This window comes from Sphingobacterium chuzhouense (assembly GCF_014692525.1).
GTDB lineage: Bacteria > Bacteroidota > Bacteroidia > Sphingobacteriales > Sphingobacteriaceae > Sphingobacterium > Sphingobacterium chuzhouense.
Map to the genome: position 1 here is coordinate 143503 of NZ_JACNYL010000001.1, position 16725 is coordinate 160227.

Genomic DNA, 16725 nt, shown 5'->3' on the forward strand with positions numbered 1-16725 from the left:
ACAATTGAAACAAAGTAAAATGGTCGGGTTGTAATATAATCTGGCCATTTTTTAATTACGATGGTTTTTATTTTGTCCCGAATATTTACATATTTGTAATATAGTTTAGGCATTAAGGATGAAGAAAATCAAATTAGATATAGTGGGGTTATCGTACAGTCAAACACAATCTGGTGCTTATGCACTGGTTTTGGGCGAGATGGGAGGTAATCGTCGGTTGCCCATTATCATTGGAGGTTTTGAGGCGCAGGCCATTGCGGTAGAAATTGAAAAAATGCAACCCAGCCGTCCATTGACTCACGATCTCTTCAAGACTTTTGCCGACAATTTCCAAATCAATATCCAGGAAGTGCTGATCTACAATTTGATAGATGGTATCTTCTTCGCAAAACTGGTCTGCTCTAATGGCGACAAAACTTTCGATATCGACTCCCGCACTTCCGATGCGGTTGCGTTAGCGGTACGTTTTGGTGCACCGATATACGTATATGATTTTATTATGGATGCAGCGGGTATCGTTATTGAAAGTAATGATTTTGCTTTTCTGGAAAACCTGGAAGGTCTCCCAAAAGAAAACACCATGACGAGTGCAACTTCCACACCCGCGGAAAAAGAGCACGCGCCCAAATCACCTTATTTTAATATGAGCGACGATCAACTGGAGATAAATCTCAAAAAAGCAATCGAAGCGGAGCAATACGAGACGGCGGCTAAAATACGTGATGAAATCGACAGGAGAAAAAAGGATTAAATTACGGTTAACTGTCGTAAGCTTCTTTCAATTTTTTGTTTGGGGTGCTTGGCTCATTACCATCGCCAACTATTGGTTCGGTACAAAACAATGGGATGGCACACAATTTGGCGCGATTTTTTCCACGATGGGCATTGCAGCGATCTTTATGCCAACACTTATGGGCATCATTGCTGACCGATGGATAAATGCAGAAAAATTATACAGCATTCTACATTTGCTATATGCCGTAACCCTCTTTTATCTGCCACAGGTAGATAATCCACAGACATTTTTTTATATTATGCTGTTGGCTATGGGTTTCTATATGCCTACACTGGCGTTATCAAATTCTATTTCCTACACGACACTGGTAGCGAAGGAATATGATGTGGTCAAGGTTTTTCCGCCTATACGGGTATGGGGCACGATCGGTTTTATTACCGCCATGTGGGTAGTCAATCTAACAGGTAATAAAGCGACAGCATATCAGTTTTATATCGCCGGAATTGCTGCAATGGGTTTAGGGCTGTATGCGCTGACGCTTCCTAAATGTCCACCAAAAAACAGGCGACATCAAGAAAAGCAATCGTGGACAAAAACACTCGGGCTAGATTCATTTAAGTTGTTTGCAGACTACAAGATGGCTGTTTTTTTTATCTTCTGTATGTTTCTGGGAGGGGCATTACAACTAACCAATGCTTACGGCGACGTATTTCTGGATGAATTCAAGTTTTACCCAAAGTACGCCGATTCTTTCGCCATTAAGTACTCTACACTCATCATGTCCATTTCACAGATTTCGGAAACACTCTTTATTTTAGCTATCCCATTTTTCTTGAAAAGGTTTGGTATCAAAAAGGTGATGCTCATCGCAATGTGGGCGTGGGTGGCTCGATTTGGATTATTCGCATTTGGCGACCCACAAACGGGTTTATGGATGATCATCCTTTCTTGCATTGTATATGGAATGGCATTTGATTTCTTCAATATATCCGGATCTTTATTTGTCGAAAAATCTACCACAGCGTCCATACGCAGTGCTGCACAGGGCCTTTTTATGATGATGACCAACGGCTTTGGAGCCATATTGGGAAGCCTGATCTCCGGTTGGGTAATAGACCATTATTTCACGCTGGAATTTTCCTCCTTGGAAAAGCTGTCAACTTATCTACAAACCGAAACGATGAATAGCTCACTGCTTCAATTTATACATTCCCGAGGGATATCGGTATTGCCTGATGGCCTGCTCAGTGAACATGTTTTGTTAAAGGATTGGCGAGGAATATGGCTGGCTTTTGCTGGTTATACACTTATAATCGCCATTTTATTTAGCTTTTTATTTAAACATAAACACGACAGAAACACCGCTTAAACAGGTAAAAACCGCCTAAAACTTCGTTTTTCCCTCGCATTTTACCTATATTTGTCTGTTAATATGGAAAAAACAGACATTATTAACATTGCCGCACAGCAAACCAGTGCACTTTACGATTGGACATTTAACGTCATCCAAAACGCTGGAGTATCCGACAAACTTGCCCATATCGTTACCTCCGCCAGTCTACTTGTCGTCGCTTTTGGAATACTGTATATAGTCAACTTTATCATCAGCGCTATCTTCAATTCCGTTTTAACAAAGATTATCAAGAAAACAAAGACAAACTGGGACGATTTTCTACTGAAAAACAAAGTATTAAATAAACTTAGCTTATTAATTCTCGTTATTATTGCACAACAAATGATACCATTCATCTTTGTTGGGTTTCCAAATTTTACAACGGGTCTTAATAAATTTCTAAATATTGTTGTTATTTTATCCGTATACGCATTTATCAACAGCTTATTGAAGACCGGGCGGGATATTTTGCGTACATCGAAAGCTTTTGTAGACAAACCACTTGATAGTTATCTGCAAGTTGTACAGATATTTTTGATTTTTGTTATCGGTACGCTCATCGTTTCCATACTGACAGGTAATTCACCGTGGTCATTCCTCGTTTCGTTAGGTGCTGCATCTGCTATCCTCATGTTGGTGTTTAAGGACACTATCCTCGGTTTTGTAGCGAGTATACAAGTATCGGCTAATGATTCCGTTCGTGTCGGCGATTGGATTGAGATGTCGAAATACGGAGTAGATGGTGATATACTGGAGATCAACTTAAACAATGTCAAAATTCAAAATTTTGATAAGACGATAGTAACAATCCCTACCTATACACTGCTGAGTGATTCGTTTAAGAATTACAGAGGCATGCAAGATTCGGGCGGTCGACGTATTAAGCGTTCAATCCATATTAAGATATCTACCATCAGATATCTAACAGAACAAGAGATCGATGAATTGAAAAAAATTAAACTCTTGTTACCATATATCGATAAGCGACAAAAGGAAATAGACGAATACAATAGTCAGGAACAGGTAGACAGTTCTGTGTTAGTGAACGGCCGGCGGATGACTAATGTGGGTTTATTTAGAGCTTATATTTTAGCCTATGCCAAACATAATCCGAACATACATCAAGCCATGACCCTTATGGTTCGTCAACTAGACCCTAAGGAACACGGCTTACCACTGGAGCTTTATATGTTTACCAACGGCACAAATTGGGGATTTTTTGAGGATGTCATGTCCGATTTGTTTGATCATTTATTCGCAGCAATTAAATACTTCCACCTCGAGGTCTTTGAACTTCCAGCTTCTGATGATCTGCGCCATCTCCTTGCAGAAGGAAATCTTATATCGGCCGGACAAAGATCAGCGGATAATTAACTTTGTAAAATATTTGAAAGCAAAAAGGGTTGTCTTGACAGGACAACCCTTTTGCTTTCGGCATATTTCACAACAAGCCTGAACATAAACACTAACCATTAATTACACATTAATGACGAACAAAAATTACTCATCACAAAGGTGAACTTTTAATGTGAAGTGATAATTAGCTTTATGTTAAAAAAGTAATATTGTTGCTTTTTTTCTACCGTGCATTCGCGATATTTATCCGCTCCAAAACTGTTTCGATCGTTGTTTTAGCAGCGTCCATCATTTTTGGATTTCCGGGGTAATCTGCATCCATCGTAACGGTCTTTCCTTTTTCCTTGTATTTATATTCAAGGCTGTAACGCGGTACCATACGTCCTTCGAGCGAATCTGCTCTAGGTGTTGTCATATCATTATCTACATTCCAAAATCCCATTTCCATCGCTTTCCGGTGTAGGAAAAGTAAATCATCGCTCGTCAGCTTCAATTTCTTTTTAACGATTTCATTATCACGATTGAGATATTGATAATCCTGCGTTGCCGAATGGTAGCTGTTCAGCATCGAATCTCGTAAACCGTATTGAATGGAAATATATTCGAAATCTGAATAACGAAAAGGTGCATTCTTTACCATGTTGGAATAATAATAAACACAATAGATAAAAAAAGAACCGATAATACACAGTGCCAAAAAGATGGTCTTCGATCTTCTACTCATGACAAATCAATTTGTCGCAAAAATACACATTACGACTGAACTTAAACAGGAAAGTATATGGGTTATTAAAAGGTATTGTAATTTGAATGTTAGATTTTTGGCGTACCGGCACGTACAAAGTATTTGTAATACCAATTGTCTTTGATGTCGGAAATAATTACGCCTCTCCGTGTCGACACATGTACAAATTTATTATTATGCAGATACACACCTACATGGTCTATGTTTCTTCCTCCAAAGGAGAAAAATACTAAATCCCCCTCCTTTAATTGTCTTTCATATTTTCTTTTCACATGGTCGCCCATATCCCGCGAACTCCGCGGTAAATTTTTACCATATACCTCTCTGTATAAAATTCCCACAAAGCCAGAACAATCTATTCCTGAAGGTTGCGTACCGCCGAGGCGATGCGGACTACCCAACCATTTATCGATGAAAGAATAAAGCGATTTGTTATCCAAATCATGTGCAGAAACGCCTAATATAGCAGCATAATTATCTATTCCAGAACCAGATACCGATTTACCACGTGCATCACTTGCATCTGTAGGGATGCCGGTATTGGTTGTGCCATGATGTGAGCGATTTCCATGGAGCACTTTTCTTTTAGCCCCGCAAGACGCCAATAGAAAAACGGCCATAACCCATGATAATAGCGTGATATACTTATATGATCGGTGTTGCATAGCACAAAAATAAACATCAGAATGCGTTTAACAAAGTTTGGAGAAATGATTTTGTATCTTGCGCGCCAGAATGGACAGGGAACAAGTAAAAGGCATTATTGCTGTTGTATTAGGCGCCGCCAGTTTCGGCATATTATCGACCTTTGTGAAAAAAGCCTATGCACAAGGTTTCACGCTGGGCGAAGTGACAGGTATCCAGGCGCTTTTTGGCATGTTGTTCTTGTGGATAGTCGTCGGAATCATATTCATCGCCAATAAAAGCTACTTTTCCAAATATCCTTCTATCTCACCGAAATGGCACATCATCGTCAGCGGGCTATCCACCGGTGCAGTCAGTATTTTGTATTACAAAAGTGTACAACTCGTACCCGCCTCCTTGGCTATCATTCTCTTAATGCAATATATCTGGATTGGACAACTGATCGAATTTATTTTCTTCAAAACAAAGCTTACGCGACGGCAAACCATTGGTGTTGTTGCCATCTTAGCAAGTACGGTTCTTGCGACAGGTTTGTTAGAAAATGACGTCAAATCGATTAACATCGTAGGTATTGGCTATGGACTTCTTGCTGCAACCGCATACGCTATATTTATTATCGTGAGTGGCCGTGTTGGCAACGATCATCCCCCTCTCCAAAAAAGTGCCTACATGATTATCGGGGCGTTTCTCTTGGTTTTTATTGTGTTACAACCGTTTAGCCTTTTTAAGCCTTCAGTTTTTTCTTCCCTATGGCGTTATGGATTGTTACTTTCGGTTTTTGGGACAGTCCTACCTCCTCTTTTATTCTCTTATGGAATCCCCAAAACAGGCGTATCGCTCGGAAATATATTGAGTTACATTGAACTGCCTGTAGCCGTATGTATGTCCTATATTGTATTAAAGGAACATGTGTCTATATGGCAATTTATAGGGGTAGCCGGTATATTGGTGGTGGTCATTCTACTCAATATCCGTAAACGTTAGGTAATCTTATGAATGTACCAAAAATTCAGGTAATTCTTCGATTTCCACCTCGCATTGTTCCGTGATAGCTGTGAATTTGACCGGTACCATTTCGTTGACGAGTAACGGGTCATACAATGAGCGTACTTTCACATAATTTTTCGAGAAGCCATGCATATAACCGTCTTTAACATCGCTCTCAAAAAGCACTTCGCCGATTTTACCGAGCTGCTTTTCATAAAACGCGCGCCTCTTTTTCTCCGAAAGGATATGTAACATTTTACTTCTGTCGCTACGTTGTGCTCCTGGAACCGCTCCTTCCATCTGTGCAGCAATCGTATTTTCCCTTTCTGAATATGTAAAGACATGCAAATAGGAAATATCCATTTCATTTAAGAAATTATACGTATCGAGAAAATCTTCACGCGTCTCGCCGGGAAACCCCACGATAACATCGACACCTATACAACAATCGGGCATCAACGATTTTATCTTCGCTACACGTTCTGCGTAAAGCTCACGTTTGTAACGCCGGCGCATTTTCCCCAATACTTTATTACTTCCCGACTGTAACGGCATGTGGAAATGCGGCACAAATCTTTTAGATTGTGCAACAAATTCTATGATTTCATTCGCAAGCAGGTTCGGCTCAATAGAGGAAATACGTATGCGATCTATACCCTCGACTTCGTCCAACGCTTTCACCAAATCTAAGAAACGGTCTTGCCTTTTGCCATCCCGTATCCCAAAGTCGCCAATATTAACGCCTGTCAACACAATCTCTTTAACGCCCGACACCGCAATCTCTTCCGCTTGCCTTACGATATCTTCAATCTTTCCTGAACGGCTTGCTCCCCGTGCTAATGGAATCGTACAGAATGTACACGAGTAATCGCAGCCATCCTGTACTTTCAAGAAGGTACGGGTGCGATCGCCTATGGAATAAGCAGAAACAAACTGATGTGTTTCGTCTATGGGTGCGTTATGAACAACAGCTTTTTCCTGTTTCGTTAGGTCGTTGATATGTTCGATAATATTAAACTTCTCCGCAGCCCCCAATACCATATCCACGCCCGGGATTTCAGCTATCTCCCTTGGCTTTAACTGGGCATAGCATCCCACGATGGTAATATAGGCATTTGGAGAATGCTTTAGTGCTTCTTTCACGACCTTACGGCACTTCTTATCCGCATGGTCAGTCACCGAACAGGTATTGATAACATATACATCTGCCTGGCTATTAAACGGAGTGGTTTCATAGCCTGCTTCTTTGAAAATCCTGCCGATAGAAGATGTTTCTGAATAATTCAGTTTACATCCTAACGTATAAAAAGCTACTTTTTTGTTCATGATAATCTTGCAAAAGTACAAAAAATTATATTGTTCTTTTTATCCAAGAATGCTTCTAATTTAATGGAATCGATAAGCGATTTTCGTTATTTTTAGTTACAAACTGCTAATGTTCGTTGAAAAAGGCAACCGTATTCGACAGCACTTCGTCCCATTTTCCGGGTTCGCTGAATCCATGTGACGCACCTGAAACTATTACATACTTGCTTACAACCTCTTTTCCGTTCAGCATATCTGTCATTTTTTTGTATTGTACGTCGCTCACATCGGGTAAATCACCGACGGTGTTATCGTCCGGCCTGATGTTAATAGTAGGTATTCCCTCGTTATTGTAAGCCACCCAATATGGACTTGCAGCCATGTAAGCCAATTTATTTTCATTTGTGGCTTCTGCCCCAATCAACCGAAAGAACAATTCGCGAAACCGAGGGTCGAGCTGATCGGTTTCGGATTCGTCATTAAAAGCAAACGTTGTTGCGCCGGCCCAGTTTGCTACCGCTTTTATCAGACCATCTTCATTATTTTCCCCATAGGCATAAAGCATTGCCAATGTCGCCCCGGCACTGTGTCCGGCAATGTACCACTTGCTATTGCCCGTAGCGAATTCTTCGCTTCTGGCCAAAGCCACTTGAATGGCTGCATGTACATCTTCCACTTGGTGATGGATGGTGATCGCGCTTGGTTGATGTTTTGGCGGATTGTCCAATAACCCTGTGATATCTACGAAGCGATAGTTTATATTAGCAATGGCAAATCCTTTTTCAGCCAGTTTCGTTGATACTTCGCTGAAATAGGATTTATCTCCTGCCACGAATCCTCCGCCGTGAATGACTACCACGACATTTGTATTGGCCGAAGACCTTCCTTTTGGTAGATACAAGTCCATCACTTGACGTTCATGATTTCCGTAAGAGATATTTGTCAATACCTCTACCTCATATTTTTCGTGTTCGCCGGGTTCTTTTTCACAGGCAACCATTGCAATGGTAAGGAACAACAATATTACTTTCTCTAATAATTTCCGCGACATGGGTCCTCCTTTCTGTACAGGTTAGTACATAAGTCTCAAGAATCGAGCCACCAAGATGTTATTGGTTTCGTTTTATTTTTTGTCATATACATAGAAACAAGTATCTTCGTAGCTGCACTTTTTAGGCATTTCTTTTATGAAACAATATCTGGATTTACTGACGCATGTTTATGAAAATGGGGTTGATAAGATGGATCGCACAGGTACAGGCACACGCAGTGTATTTGGTTACCAGATGCGTTTCAACCTAAACGATGGTTTTCCATTGGTTACTACGAAAAAACTACATCTTCGTTCTATCATACACGAACTGATCTGGTTCTTAAAAGGTGATACAAATATCAAATATTTAAAAGAGAACGGAGTGAGTATTTGGGATGAATGGGCTGATGAAAATGGTAATTTAGGCCCTGTATATGGTTCGCAATGGCGTTCTTGGCCGACACCGGATGGCCGCAATATCGACCAGATAACGCAGGTTATGGAGCAGCTTAAAAAATCACCCGACTCTCGCCGGATTATCGTGTCTGCATGGAATGTTGCGGAAATAGAGAACATGGCACTTCCGCCCTGTCACGCTTTTTTCCAATTTTATGTTGCGCCTGCGCAACCTGAAAAGGGTATAATGAAACCACAGCTTTCTTGCCAACTTTACCAGCGAAGTGCTGATATTTTCTTAGGTGTACCTTTCAATATCGCATCATACGCCTTACTAACCATGATGGTTGCCCAAGTATGTGACATGGGGGTTGGCGATTTTGTCCACACACTAGGAGACGCCCATATATACAGTAATCATTTTGAGCAAACGGAATTGCAGTTAAGCAGGGAACCGAAACCGCTGCCTACCATGAAAATAAATCCGGATGTAAAAAATATTTTCGATTTTAAGTTTGAAGATTTTGAATTGGAAAATTACGAGTTTCACCCTCATATCAAAGCACCGGTGGCCGTTTAATTTGTAATTATCTAAAGATGAGCAATCTAAAAATAACACTAGTTGTAGCTGCAGCCGAGAATAATGCTATTGGTAAAAACAATCAGATGTTGTGGCATCTCCCCGATGATTTTAAATATTTCAAACAGCATACGTTAGACCATTCTGTTGTAATGGGCCGGAAAACGTATGAATCCATTGGAAAGCCGCTACCACAACGACGCAACATTGTTCTGACAAGAGATTTGAACTGGTCAGCGGAAGATGTTGATGTGGCCAACTCGATCGACGAGGTACTCACGTATTGTCGTGATGAAAGAGAAATCTTCATCATTGGCGGTGCCAAAATATATCAACAGGCGCTTCCGTTCGCTCAAGAGATATTATTAACACGGGTACACACCACGTTGGATGGAGATGCCTATTTCCCGGAGCTTCCTGCAAACGAATGGAAGAAGGTCAGCGAAGACAGGCATGCACAGGATGACCGACATGCCTACGATTTCACCTTTGAAGTTTGGGAGCGGGCAATATAGCCGCCTCAATTAACTCTGCATAAAAATCGCTTTCTTTCATGCCCGCAGCACGGACTTGCTGCGGAATAAAACTTTGTGGTGTCTGCCCCGGGATAGTGTTGATTTCAATAAAGTAAAACTTATCTGTACCGGTTTCTAAAAAGAAGTCGACGCGTACCATACCCTTGCAATCCAAACGGACATAGATATCCCGAATAATCCCGGAAGCTCTTTCTTTCTGCTCCTCTGTTAAGTCCGCAGGTGTGATCTCTTCCGTTAAGCCTGCCACATACTTTGCCTCGAAATCAAAAAACTCACGCGTAGTACGAACCTCCGTAGCGGGCAATACCACCAGCTCTCCTTTTGCATTTCGAAAAATGCCCTGAGAAAATTCACGACCTGTTACAAATTCTTCGACAAGAACCTGACAGCCCGTATTTGCAGCATCAAAAGCTTTATCCAATGCTTCTTGTAGTTCTGATAACGCTTTCACTTTTGACATTCCTATACTACTTCCACCGGCGTTGGGTTTTACAAAATAAGGCAAAGTTAGATTTTGTTGCACGATCTCCGCAGCTTCTTTTCGATCCGCTCCAAATAGCAAAACAGATTTTGCCACGTAGAGATCCTGGATACCGGCTATAACGGCTTTGGTGTATTCCTTATTCATGGTTAACGCAGATGTCAATGCGCCGCAGGAAGTATACGGTATCCCAATCATATCGAGATATCCCTGCAACCGCCCGTCTTCGCCCGGCGAACCATGTAAAATGATAAAGGCGACATCAAACGTCAAAATATGGCCATCGATATCCAACGAAAAATTCTCTCTATTTACTGGAATTTTAATACCTGTCTCCGTCACGTGAAACCAAGTATCCAACGTAATCGTTATTGGGTATATATCGTATTTTTGCTTGTCGAGTTGTTCCTGTACAAATGCAGCACTCTTAAAGGAAACCTCTGCCTCTCCGGTGTAACCTCCGGTAATTAAAGCTATTTTTTTTTTCATATGGTGTTATCGTTAATAAGGCTCATATACGTTGATATCGTTATAGGGTTCACTTTATCAACCCTATTAACTTCTTAATTAATGTTAAACGAGAACAAATATAACTTGTGTTACGGCGAAAAAAGAATAATTTTGTCTATTATATAGAAAGTTCGGAGGGCGTCCGACTAGTACATTGCTTTGCAAAGACTTTTCGCCCCCTGGTTATTATTATAAAAACAATAGATGTCGAAATTATTGCTGTATCTGCGAACAGATACGTTTAGAAAAAACTTAATTGGTGCCTTGATCGCACTTGCGCTGTTATTTTTAGGTGTTTTCTTCGGACTCAAATGGTATACAAAGCATGGTGTTTCGATCGAAGTACCACAGGTAAAGGGTCTACACATTGATGATGCGGTTAAGACGCTCGAGAAAGCGGATTTAGAATATTCAATCGACTATGTGTATCAGATGGACGCACAACCGGGACTGGTCATCGAACAAGATCCAGATCCTAAATCACAGGTAAAAACCGGAAGGACAATTTATCTGACCATTATCACTGAAACGCCACCGGAGGTAGCCTTCCCAGACATCATTGAAAAAACGTGGATAGAAGCATCTGCAATTTTGAGAAACCAATCTCTTAAAATAGCTGACACCATATATATCGCGGATATTGCACGAGATGTTGTATTAGATGTCAAATTTGGCGGCCAGCCGTTAAAGGCCGGAAGACTTATTCCAAAAGGGTCGCAGATAACACTTGTATTGGGTAATGGACAGGGAGCAGACGATGTTGAAGTGCCTAATCTTATTGGATTATCACTGAGAGAAGCTCGTTTTGCGCTTTCTGGTGTAGGGTTGAACTTAGGTGATATCACGTATTCTGGAACGATTACCGACTCATTATCGACAACAATCATTTCCCAGCAGCCGGATAGTACAGCAGGATTTATAAGCTTAGGTAGCTCAGTAAACGTAACGTTATCTAATTCTTTACCCACTTCGTTACCTAATTAAAGAAACATGACGGAAAAAAGAAGAAGTTTTCGGAAAGTATTCAAAATTATACTCCTCCTATTATTGGTTTTAGGTGCCGTAGCCGCATGGATAGGTTACCAAGCTTTTATGGGACCAAGCGTCACAGACAAACAGGAATATCTCTATATAAAAACAGATGATACCTTCGAAGATGTTATACGTACAGTTACCGAACAACAGATCGTCAAGAATCCGGCTTTTTTCCGTTACATAGCAGAAGCTATGGAATATCCGGAAAGTGTGAAACCCGGACGTTACAAGCTTACCGAAGGCATGTCCAACAGGCGCTTGATAGGCAATCTTAGAGGAGGTTATCAAGAGGCAGTCAAATTCAGGTTTGAAAATCTTCGTCTTAAAGAGAACTTCGCAGCTTTGCTTGGTAAAAACTTTGAAGCGGATTCGACCACTTTTATCGAGATCCTCGATAACGAAGAGGTTGCCGAATCGTATGGTTTTACGGAGGACAACTTCTTTACCATGTTTATCCCGAACACCTATGAGATATATTGGAATACCCCGCCAAACAAAATCGTCGCACGTTTTCATGACGAATACAACAAGTTTTGGACAACCGAACGCAAGGAGAAAGCTGCAGCTCTTAATCTAACACCTCAGGAAGTCAGTGTGCTAGCTTCTATTGTTAAAGGAGAAGCATTACACACCGATGAGATGCCGGATATCGCCGGGCTATATCTCAATCGTCTGGAAAAAGGAATGTTATTACAAGCAGATCCGACAGTAATCTTTGCCAATAATGATTTTACCATTCGACGCGTATTAAATAGGCATCTCACCATCGACAATCCATACAATACGTATCGGTATAAAGGACTGCCCCCGGGACCGATTATGCTTCCCAGCATCGCATCTATCGATGCGGTCCTTGATCACAAGAAGCATGATTACATTTATATGTGTGCCAAGGATGATTTTTCCGGTTACCATAATTTTGCCAGAACACAGGCAGAACATTTAGTAAATGCACGAAAGTTTCAACGGGCGCTGACTGAACGGAATATTATGAGATAGAAGAAACGAACATGTTTACACACGAAACCACATTACGTATACGCTATGCCGAGACCGACCAAATGGGGTATGTATATTATGGAAATTATGCATCATTTTATGAAGTAGCCCGTACGGAAATGCTGCGTAGCACTGGAATTTCCTATAAAGAATTAGAGGATATCGGTGTTATGCTACCTGTTACCGATTTGGTTTGTAAATATTATCAACCCGCTCGATATGACGACTTGATTACGGTCAAAACCTATATTAAAGAAAAACCGGTGATACGTATTAAGTTTGAGTACGAGATATATAACCAGGATGGGGTACTGCTGAATACGGGTTATACCCAACTTGTATTTGTGGATATGGAAAAGAACAGGCCATGTCGAGCCCCCAAAATTTTCCAGGACAAGATGGAGGCTTTTTTTTCAATATAATCTATTGTAAATAAAAGTTTTTCGTATCTTTGCAGTCCCTGCAACGCAGGGAAAAGGAGAATTAATAATTAATGGCAAAAAAACAAGAAGCAGAAAAAGAGTTAGCGGCGAAAAACGCAGAGCTACAAGGTGCTGACACTAAAGTAGTGAAAGACACTGAACAAATCGAGTCTGAAGCAGATTCAAAATTAATCGACGACATCAAATCTACTACATGGAACACACCGGAAGGTGACTTCGACTGGGATTTAGATGAAAAAGCGTTCGGTAACTACAGTGACACAGAGCGTGCTAAATTAGAAGAGCAGTACGCTGGAACGTTCAATCAGATCAACCAGGGTGAAATTATTGAAGGTACTGTAGTATCTATCAATAATAAAGATGTTGTATTGAACGTAGGCTTCAAATCAGACGGTCTTGTAGCATCATCTGAGTTCCGCGACTTACCTGACTTGAAAGTTGGTGACAAAGTTGACGTATTTGTAGAATCACAAGAGGATGCAAATGGTCAGTTGGTATTGTCACGCAAACGTGCTAAAACACAAAAATCTTGGGAAGCTATCAATGAAGCATTGGAAAATGATGCTATTATCGATGGTTTCGTTAAATCACGTACGAAAGGTGGTTTAATTGTGGACATCAAAGGTGTAGAAGCTTTCTTACCTGGTTCACAAATCGACATCAAGCCTATCCGTGATTACGACGTGTACGTTGGTAAAACAATGGAATTTAAAGTGGTTAAGATTAACCACGAATTTAAAAACGTCGTTGTATCACACAAAGTACTAATTGAAGACGATTTAGAAAACCAAAAATCTGAAATCGTTGCGAAATTGGAAAAAGGACAAGTATTGGAAGGTACTGTTAAAAACATCACAGACTTCGGTGTATTTATCGATTTAGGTGGTGTTGACGGTTTACTTCACATTACAGATATTTCTTGGGGCCGTATTGAGCACCCGAAAGAAGTATTGGCTTTAGACCAAACAATTAACGTTGTTGTATTAGACTTTGACGATGAGAAAAAACGTATTGCTTTAGGTCTTAAACAATTATCAGAGCATCCTTGGGAATCTTTAGACAAAGACCTAGCAGTAGGTTCTAAAGTAAAAGGAAAAATCGTTACTGTAGCTGACTACGGTGCATTCCTTGAAATTATCCCTGGTGTAGAAGGTTTAATTCACGTATCGGAAATGTCTTGGTCTCAAAACCTACGTTCTCCACAAGAATTCTTGAAAGTAGGAGACGAAATTGAGGCTGAAATCTTAACATTAGACCGTGAAGAGCGTAAAATGAGTCTAGGTATCAAACAATTGACTCCTGACCCATGGAAAAACATCACCGAGCGTTATCCAATTGGTTCCAAACAATCTGCTGTTGTTAAAAACATGACAAACTTCGGTGTGTTTGTTGAATTGGAAGACGGTATCGATGGATTGATCCATATCTCTGACCTTTCTTGGTCTAAGAAAATCAACCATCCTAACGAATTCACTAAAGTAGGTGAAACATTAGAGGTTGTTGTTTTGGAACTTGACGAAGAAAACCGCAAACTTTCTTTAGGACACAAACAATTGGAAGAAAACCCGTGGGATACTTTTGAAACCATCTTTACAGAAGGTTCTATCCACGAAGGTACTGTAATCAAAGTTGGTGACAAAGGTGATATCGTTGCATTACAATATGGTGTTGAAGGCTTCTGCCCTAACAAACACTCTATCAAAGAAGACGGTAACCCATTGAAAGTTGACGAAGTTGCTGAGTTCAAAATTATTGAGTTCAACAAAGAGAACAAGCGTTTGGTTATCTCTCACTCACGTATCTGGGAAGACAAAAAATCAGAAGCTCGTATCGAAGAATTCAATAACCGTAAAAAAGAAGCAAAAGCCGCTAATTCCGCTGTGAAAAAAGTAAAAGACTCTGTTGAGAAATCTACTTTAGGTGATTTAGATGTTCTTGCTCAATTGAAAGAGCAAATGGAAGGTGACGAAAAGAAATCTAAATAATTTTAGGTTTTGCTAAATACCATAAAGCCCCGATGGACATCCATCGGGGCTTTTGCTTTTGTATTGTTGCCTTCTAAAATTTGAACGTTAAACCAGCATTCAACACAGACACGCCATATCCTAATTCGGCATAGGCTCCCATGCTATCACTGAAGAACCACCGACTACCTAAAAATCCGCTAAACCCCATACCACTTCCATAACTGTTCGCCATATTCATATCATCACCATCGGATGAATATTTAACGATATTATAGCCGAGCATCGCACCACCATATACATCTAACTTAGGAACCGAGGTAAAGCCGTTATAATGATAGGCTCCGCGTGCACCCACCACGATGTAATTCCATTTAGAAGTATAGCTTCCGCTCGTATACTTGTAGCCGGTATTACCGACATAACCGCCTAAACTGATAATCCCCGGTCCGCCGACGTCCCAAACCCCGTGGTCAATGGATGCACTGATGGCCGGACGCGCCTTACCAAGCCCGCCGAGTGCAGTTCCTAAACCGACACCGACATTAGCCGTGGTTGTCCCTTTTTGAAAAGGCTGCGCTTGGGCAGCTGCGGCAGTAAAAATTGCCAGAAGAATAAAGATTGATTTTTTCATCATTGTAATTATTATTTGTGTTAATTATCTGTCTCTATGTGGGTTTGTTTTTTTATGCCCTGAATTATGTTATGCTTAGAACTTCAATGCGGCTTTAACCTGGTTATAATCGGTAAGATCTACTCCACTCGATGCTATTTTCGTAACATCGCTAGCTTCGATGAAAACGATCCGCGTAAGCGGAAAAACCATCTGATTAGGATGTAGTGCATAAGTACTTGGGTTTCTTACATAGAGACTGACCCGAAACTTACCATTGTATGGATAGGTTGAATATACCACCATAAAATTTGGCTGCCTAAAGGGAACTTGATATATTGGGTTTCCGTATTGTGCATAGACCAGCATATTTAGTTTTATGGCATCATTATAGTCGATAGGCAGATCAATATCAAACGACCCCGTAAAAACTCTCCTACCAATTTCATAAACTTTTACATTCGCATTTCCAGTATCGCCTTTGTCTCCTTTATCGCCCTTATCTCCTTTCGGACCTTTCAAGCTTGTGCCGGTTCCCCAGCCACCGCTGGTTTTAGGGCCAAACAATACCCCGGTGGAGGTTTGGAAGTAAAAATCGCCATTTACCCCCTGAGACGTAGTCGGAGCAGCCGTCCCACTGAGAAGCTTTGTACCATCGGCTCCTTTTGGTCCGGTTGCGCCGTTTGTACCTTTCAAGGAGACTCCCGCGCCCCAACCATCGTTTGCCTTAGGACCATAAAGCACGGAATTACTCGTGCGCAGATAGAAATCACCGATTGCACCCAGATTCGCAGCAGGAACGGCCGTTCCAGAAAGAATCTTTGTCCCGTCAACACCTGCTATACCCTGCTCTCCTCTTTCGCCCTGTGGCCCCGCTTCTCCGTCTCCCCCTTTTTCACAAGCTGATAAACCGAGGATAAACACGCTCATCAGCATAAAAATTGATTTTTTCATTTCGTTATTATTTG

General features: G+C 41.0%; 17 protein-coding genes. 10 read left to right on the forward strand and 7 right to left on the reverse strand.

Annotated features, from left to right (window positions below):
* Nucleotides 1–118: 118 nt before the first annotated feature.
* The 3 genes from H8B21_RS00620 (at nucleotide 119) to H8B21_RS00630 (ending at nucleotide 3503) form a co-directional block, all read left to right on the forward strand.
* Nucleotides 119–751 carry a bifunctional nuclease family protein gene (locus tag H8B21_RS00620; RefSeq protein WP_190311867.1) on the forward strand — a complete coding sequence of 211 codons (633 nt, stop codon included), beginning with the start codon at nucleotides 119–121 and terminating at the stop codon, nucleotides 749–751.
* Nucleotides 723–2105 (forward strand): nucleoside permease, encoded by a 1383-nt coding sequence (locus tag H8B21_RS00625; RefSeq protein ID WP_190312898.1) that lies wholly within the window; start codon nucleotides 723–725, stop codon nucleotides 2103–2105. The genes H8B21_RS00620 and H8B21_RS00625 overlap by 29 nt, the downstream gene beginning before the upstream one ends.
* Before the next feature lie 63 nt (nucleotides 2106–2168).
* The gene (locus H8B21_RS00630) at nucleotides 2169–3503 is read left to right on the forward strand and encodes a mechanosensitive ion channel family protein (protein WP_190311868.1); all 1335 of its coding nucleotides are present in this window, start codon (nucleotides 2169–2171) and stop codon (nucleotides 3501–3503) included.
* Nucleotides 3504–3708: 205 nt separating this feature from the next.
* Here the strand turns inward: H8B21_RS00630 and H8B21_RS00635 are convergent, their stop codons facing one another.
* Entirely contained in the window at nucleotides 3709–4209 is a 501-nt protein-coding gene (locus H8B21_RS00635) for a hypothetical protein (RefSeq protein ID WP_223814761.1), read from the reverse strand.
* Between the two features lie 89 nt (nucleotides 4210–4298).
* On the reverse strand, nucleotides 4299–4895 hold the full coding sequence (locus H8B21_RS00640) for a C40 family peptidase (RefSeq protein ID WP_223814762.1): 597 nt from the start codon (nucleotides 4893–4895) through the stop codon (nucleotides 4299–4301).
* A 70-nt stretch (nucleotides 4896–4965) separates the two neighbouring features.
* On the opposite strand from H8B21_RS00640, the gene H8B21_RS00645 reads away from it, so the two are divergent.
* Nucleotides 4966–5859 carry an EamA family transporter gene (locus H8B21_RS00645; RefSeq protein ID WP_190311869.1) on the forward strand — a complete coding sequence of 298 codons (894 nt, stop codon included), beginning with the start codon at nucleotides 4966–4968 and terminating at the stop codon, nucleotides 5857–5859.
* 6 nt (nucleotides 5860–5865) lie between these two features.
* Here the strand turns inward: H8B21_RS00645 and mtaB are convergent, their stop codons facing one another.
* Nucleotides 5866–7188 carry a tRNA (N(6)-L-threonylcarbamoyladenosine(37)-C(2))-methylthiotransferase MtaB gene (mtaB, locus tag H8B21_RS00650; RefSeq protein ID WP_190311870.1) on the reverse strand — a complete coding sequence of 441 codons (1323 nt, stop codon included), beginning with the start codon at nucleotides 7186–7188 and terminating at the stop codon, nucleotides 5866–5868.
* A gap of 106 nt (nucleotides 7189–7294) precedes the next feature.
* Nucleotides 7295–8218, reverse strand: a complete 924-nt coding sequence (locus tag H8B21_RS00655) for an alpha/beta hydrolase (protein ID WP_190311871.1) — start codon at nucleotides 8216–8218, stop codon at nucleotides 7295–7297.
* Nucleotides 8219–8354: 136 nt separating this feature from the next.
* Here H8B21_RS00655 and H8B21_RS00660 point away from each other — a divergent pair, with 136 nt between their 5' ends.
* The gene (locus tag H8B21_RS00660) at nucleotides 8355–9176 is read left to right on the forward strand and encodes a thymidylate synthase (RefSeq protein WP_190311872.1); all 822 of its coding nucleotides are present in this window, start codon (nucleotides 8355–8357) and stop codon (nucleotides 9174–9176) included.
* Nucleotides 9177–9193: 17 nt separating this feature from the next.
* Nucleotides 9194–9691 (forward strand): dihydrofolate reductase, encoded by a 498-nt coding sequence (locus H8B21_RS00665; RefSeq protein ID WP_190311873.1) that lies wholly within the window; start codon nucleotides 9194–9196, stop codon nucleotides 9689–9691.
* Here the strand turns inward: H8B21_RS00665 and H8B21_RS00670 are convergent.
* Nucleotides 9660–10682 (reverse strand): D-alanine--D-alanine ligase family protein, encoded by a 1023-nt coding sequence (locus H8B21_RS00670; RefSeq protein ID WP_190311874.1) that lies wholly within the window; start codon nucleotides 10680–10682, stop codon nucleotides 9660–9662. The two genes, H8B21_RS00665 and H8B21_RS00670, sit on opposite strands and share 32 nt — an antisense overlap.
* Nucleotides 10683–10907: 225 nt before the next feature.
* Between H8B21_RS00670 and H8B21_RS00675 the strand changes: the two genes are divergently transcribed.
* From H8B21_RS00675 to rpsA, 4 genes are all read left to right on the forward strand, one after another.
* The gene (locus H8B21_RS00675; protein WP_190311875.1) at nucleotides 10908–11687 is read left to right on the forward strand and encodes a PASTA domain-containing protein; all 780 of its coding nucleotides are present in this window, start codon (nucleotides 10908–10910) and stop codon (nucleotides 11685–11687) included.
* Nucleotides 11688–11693: 6 nt separating this feature from the next.
* The gene (gene mltG, locus H8B21_RS00680; RefSeq protein WP_190311876.1) at nucleotides 11694–12737 is read left to right on the forward strand and encodes an endolytic transglycosylase MltG; all 1044 of its coding nucleotides are present in this window, start codon (nucleotides 11694–11696) and stop codon (nucleotides 12735–12737) included.
* A gap of 11 nt (nucleotides 12738–12748) precedes the next feature.
* On the forward strand, nucleotides 12749–13159 hold the full coding sequence (locus tag H8B21_RS00685; protein WP_190311877.1) for an acyl-CoA thioesterase: 411 nt from the start codon (nucleotides 12749–12751) through the stop codon (nucleotides 13157–13159).
* A 71-nt stretch (nucleotides 13160–13230) separates the two neighbouring features.
* Nucleotides 13231–15165 (forward strand): 30S ribosomal protein S1, encoded by a 1935-nt coding sequence (gene rpsA / locus H8B21_RS00690; protein ID WP_190311878.1) that lies wholly within the window; start codon nucleotides 13231–13233, stop codon nucleotides 15163–15165.
* A gap of 73 nt (nucleotides 15166–15238) precedes the next feature.
* On the opposite strand, the gene H8B21_RS00695 is transcribed toward rpsA, so the two are convergent.
* Entirely contained in the window at nucleotides 15239–15781 is a 543-nt protein-coding gene (locus H8B21_RS00695; RefSeq protein WP_190311879.1) for a hypothetical protein, read from the reverse strand.
* 72 nt (nucleotides 15782–15853) lie between these two features.
* A complete protein-coding gene (locus H8B21_RS00700; RefSeq protein ID WP_190311880.1) occupies nucleotides 15854–16711 on the reverse strand; it encodes a collagen-like domain-containing protein in 858 nt (285 codons plus the stop codon).
* Nucleotides 16712–16725 lie beyond the last annotated feature (14 nt).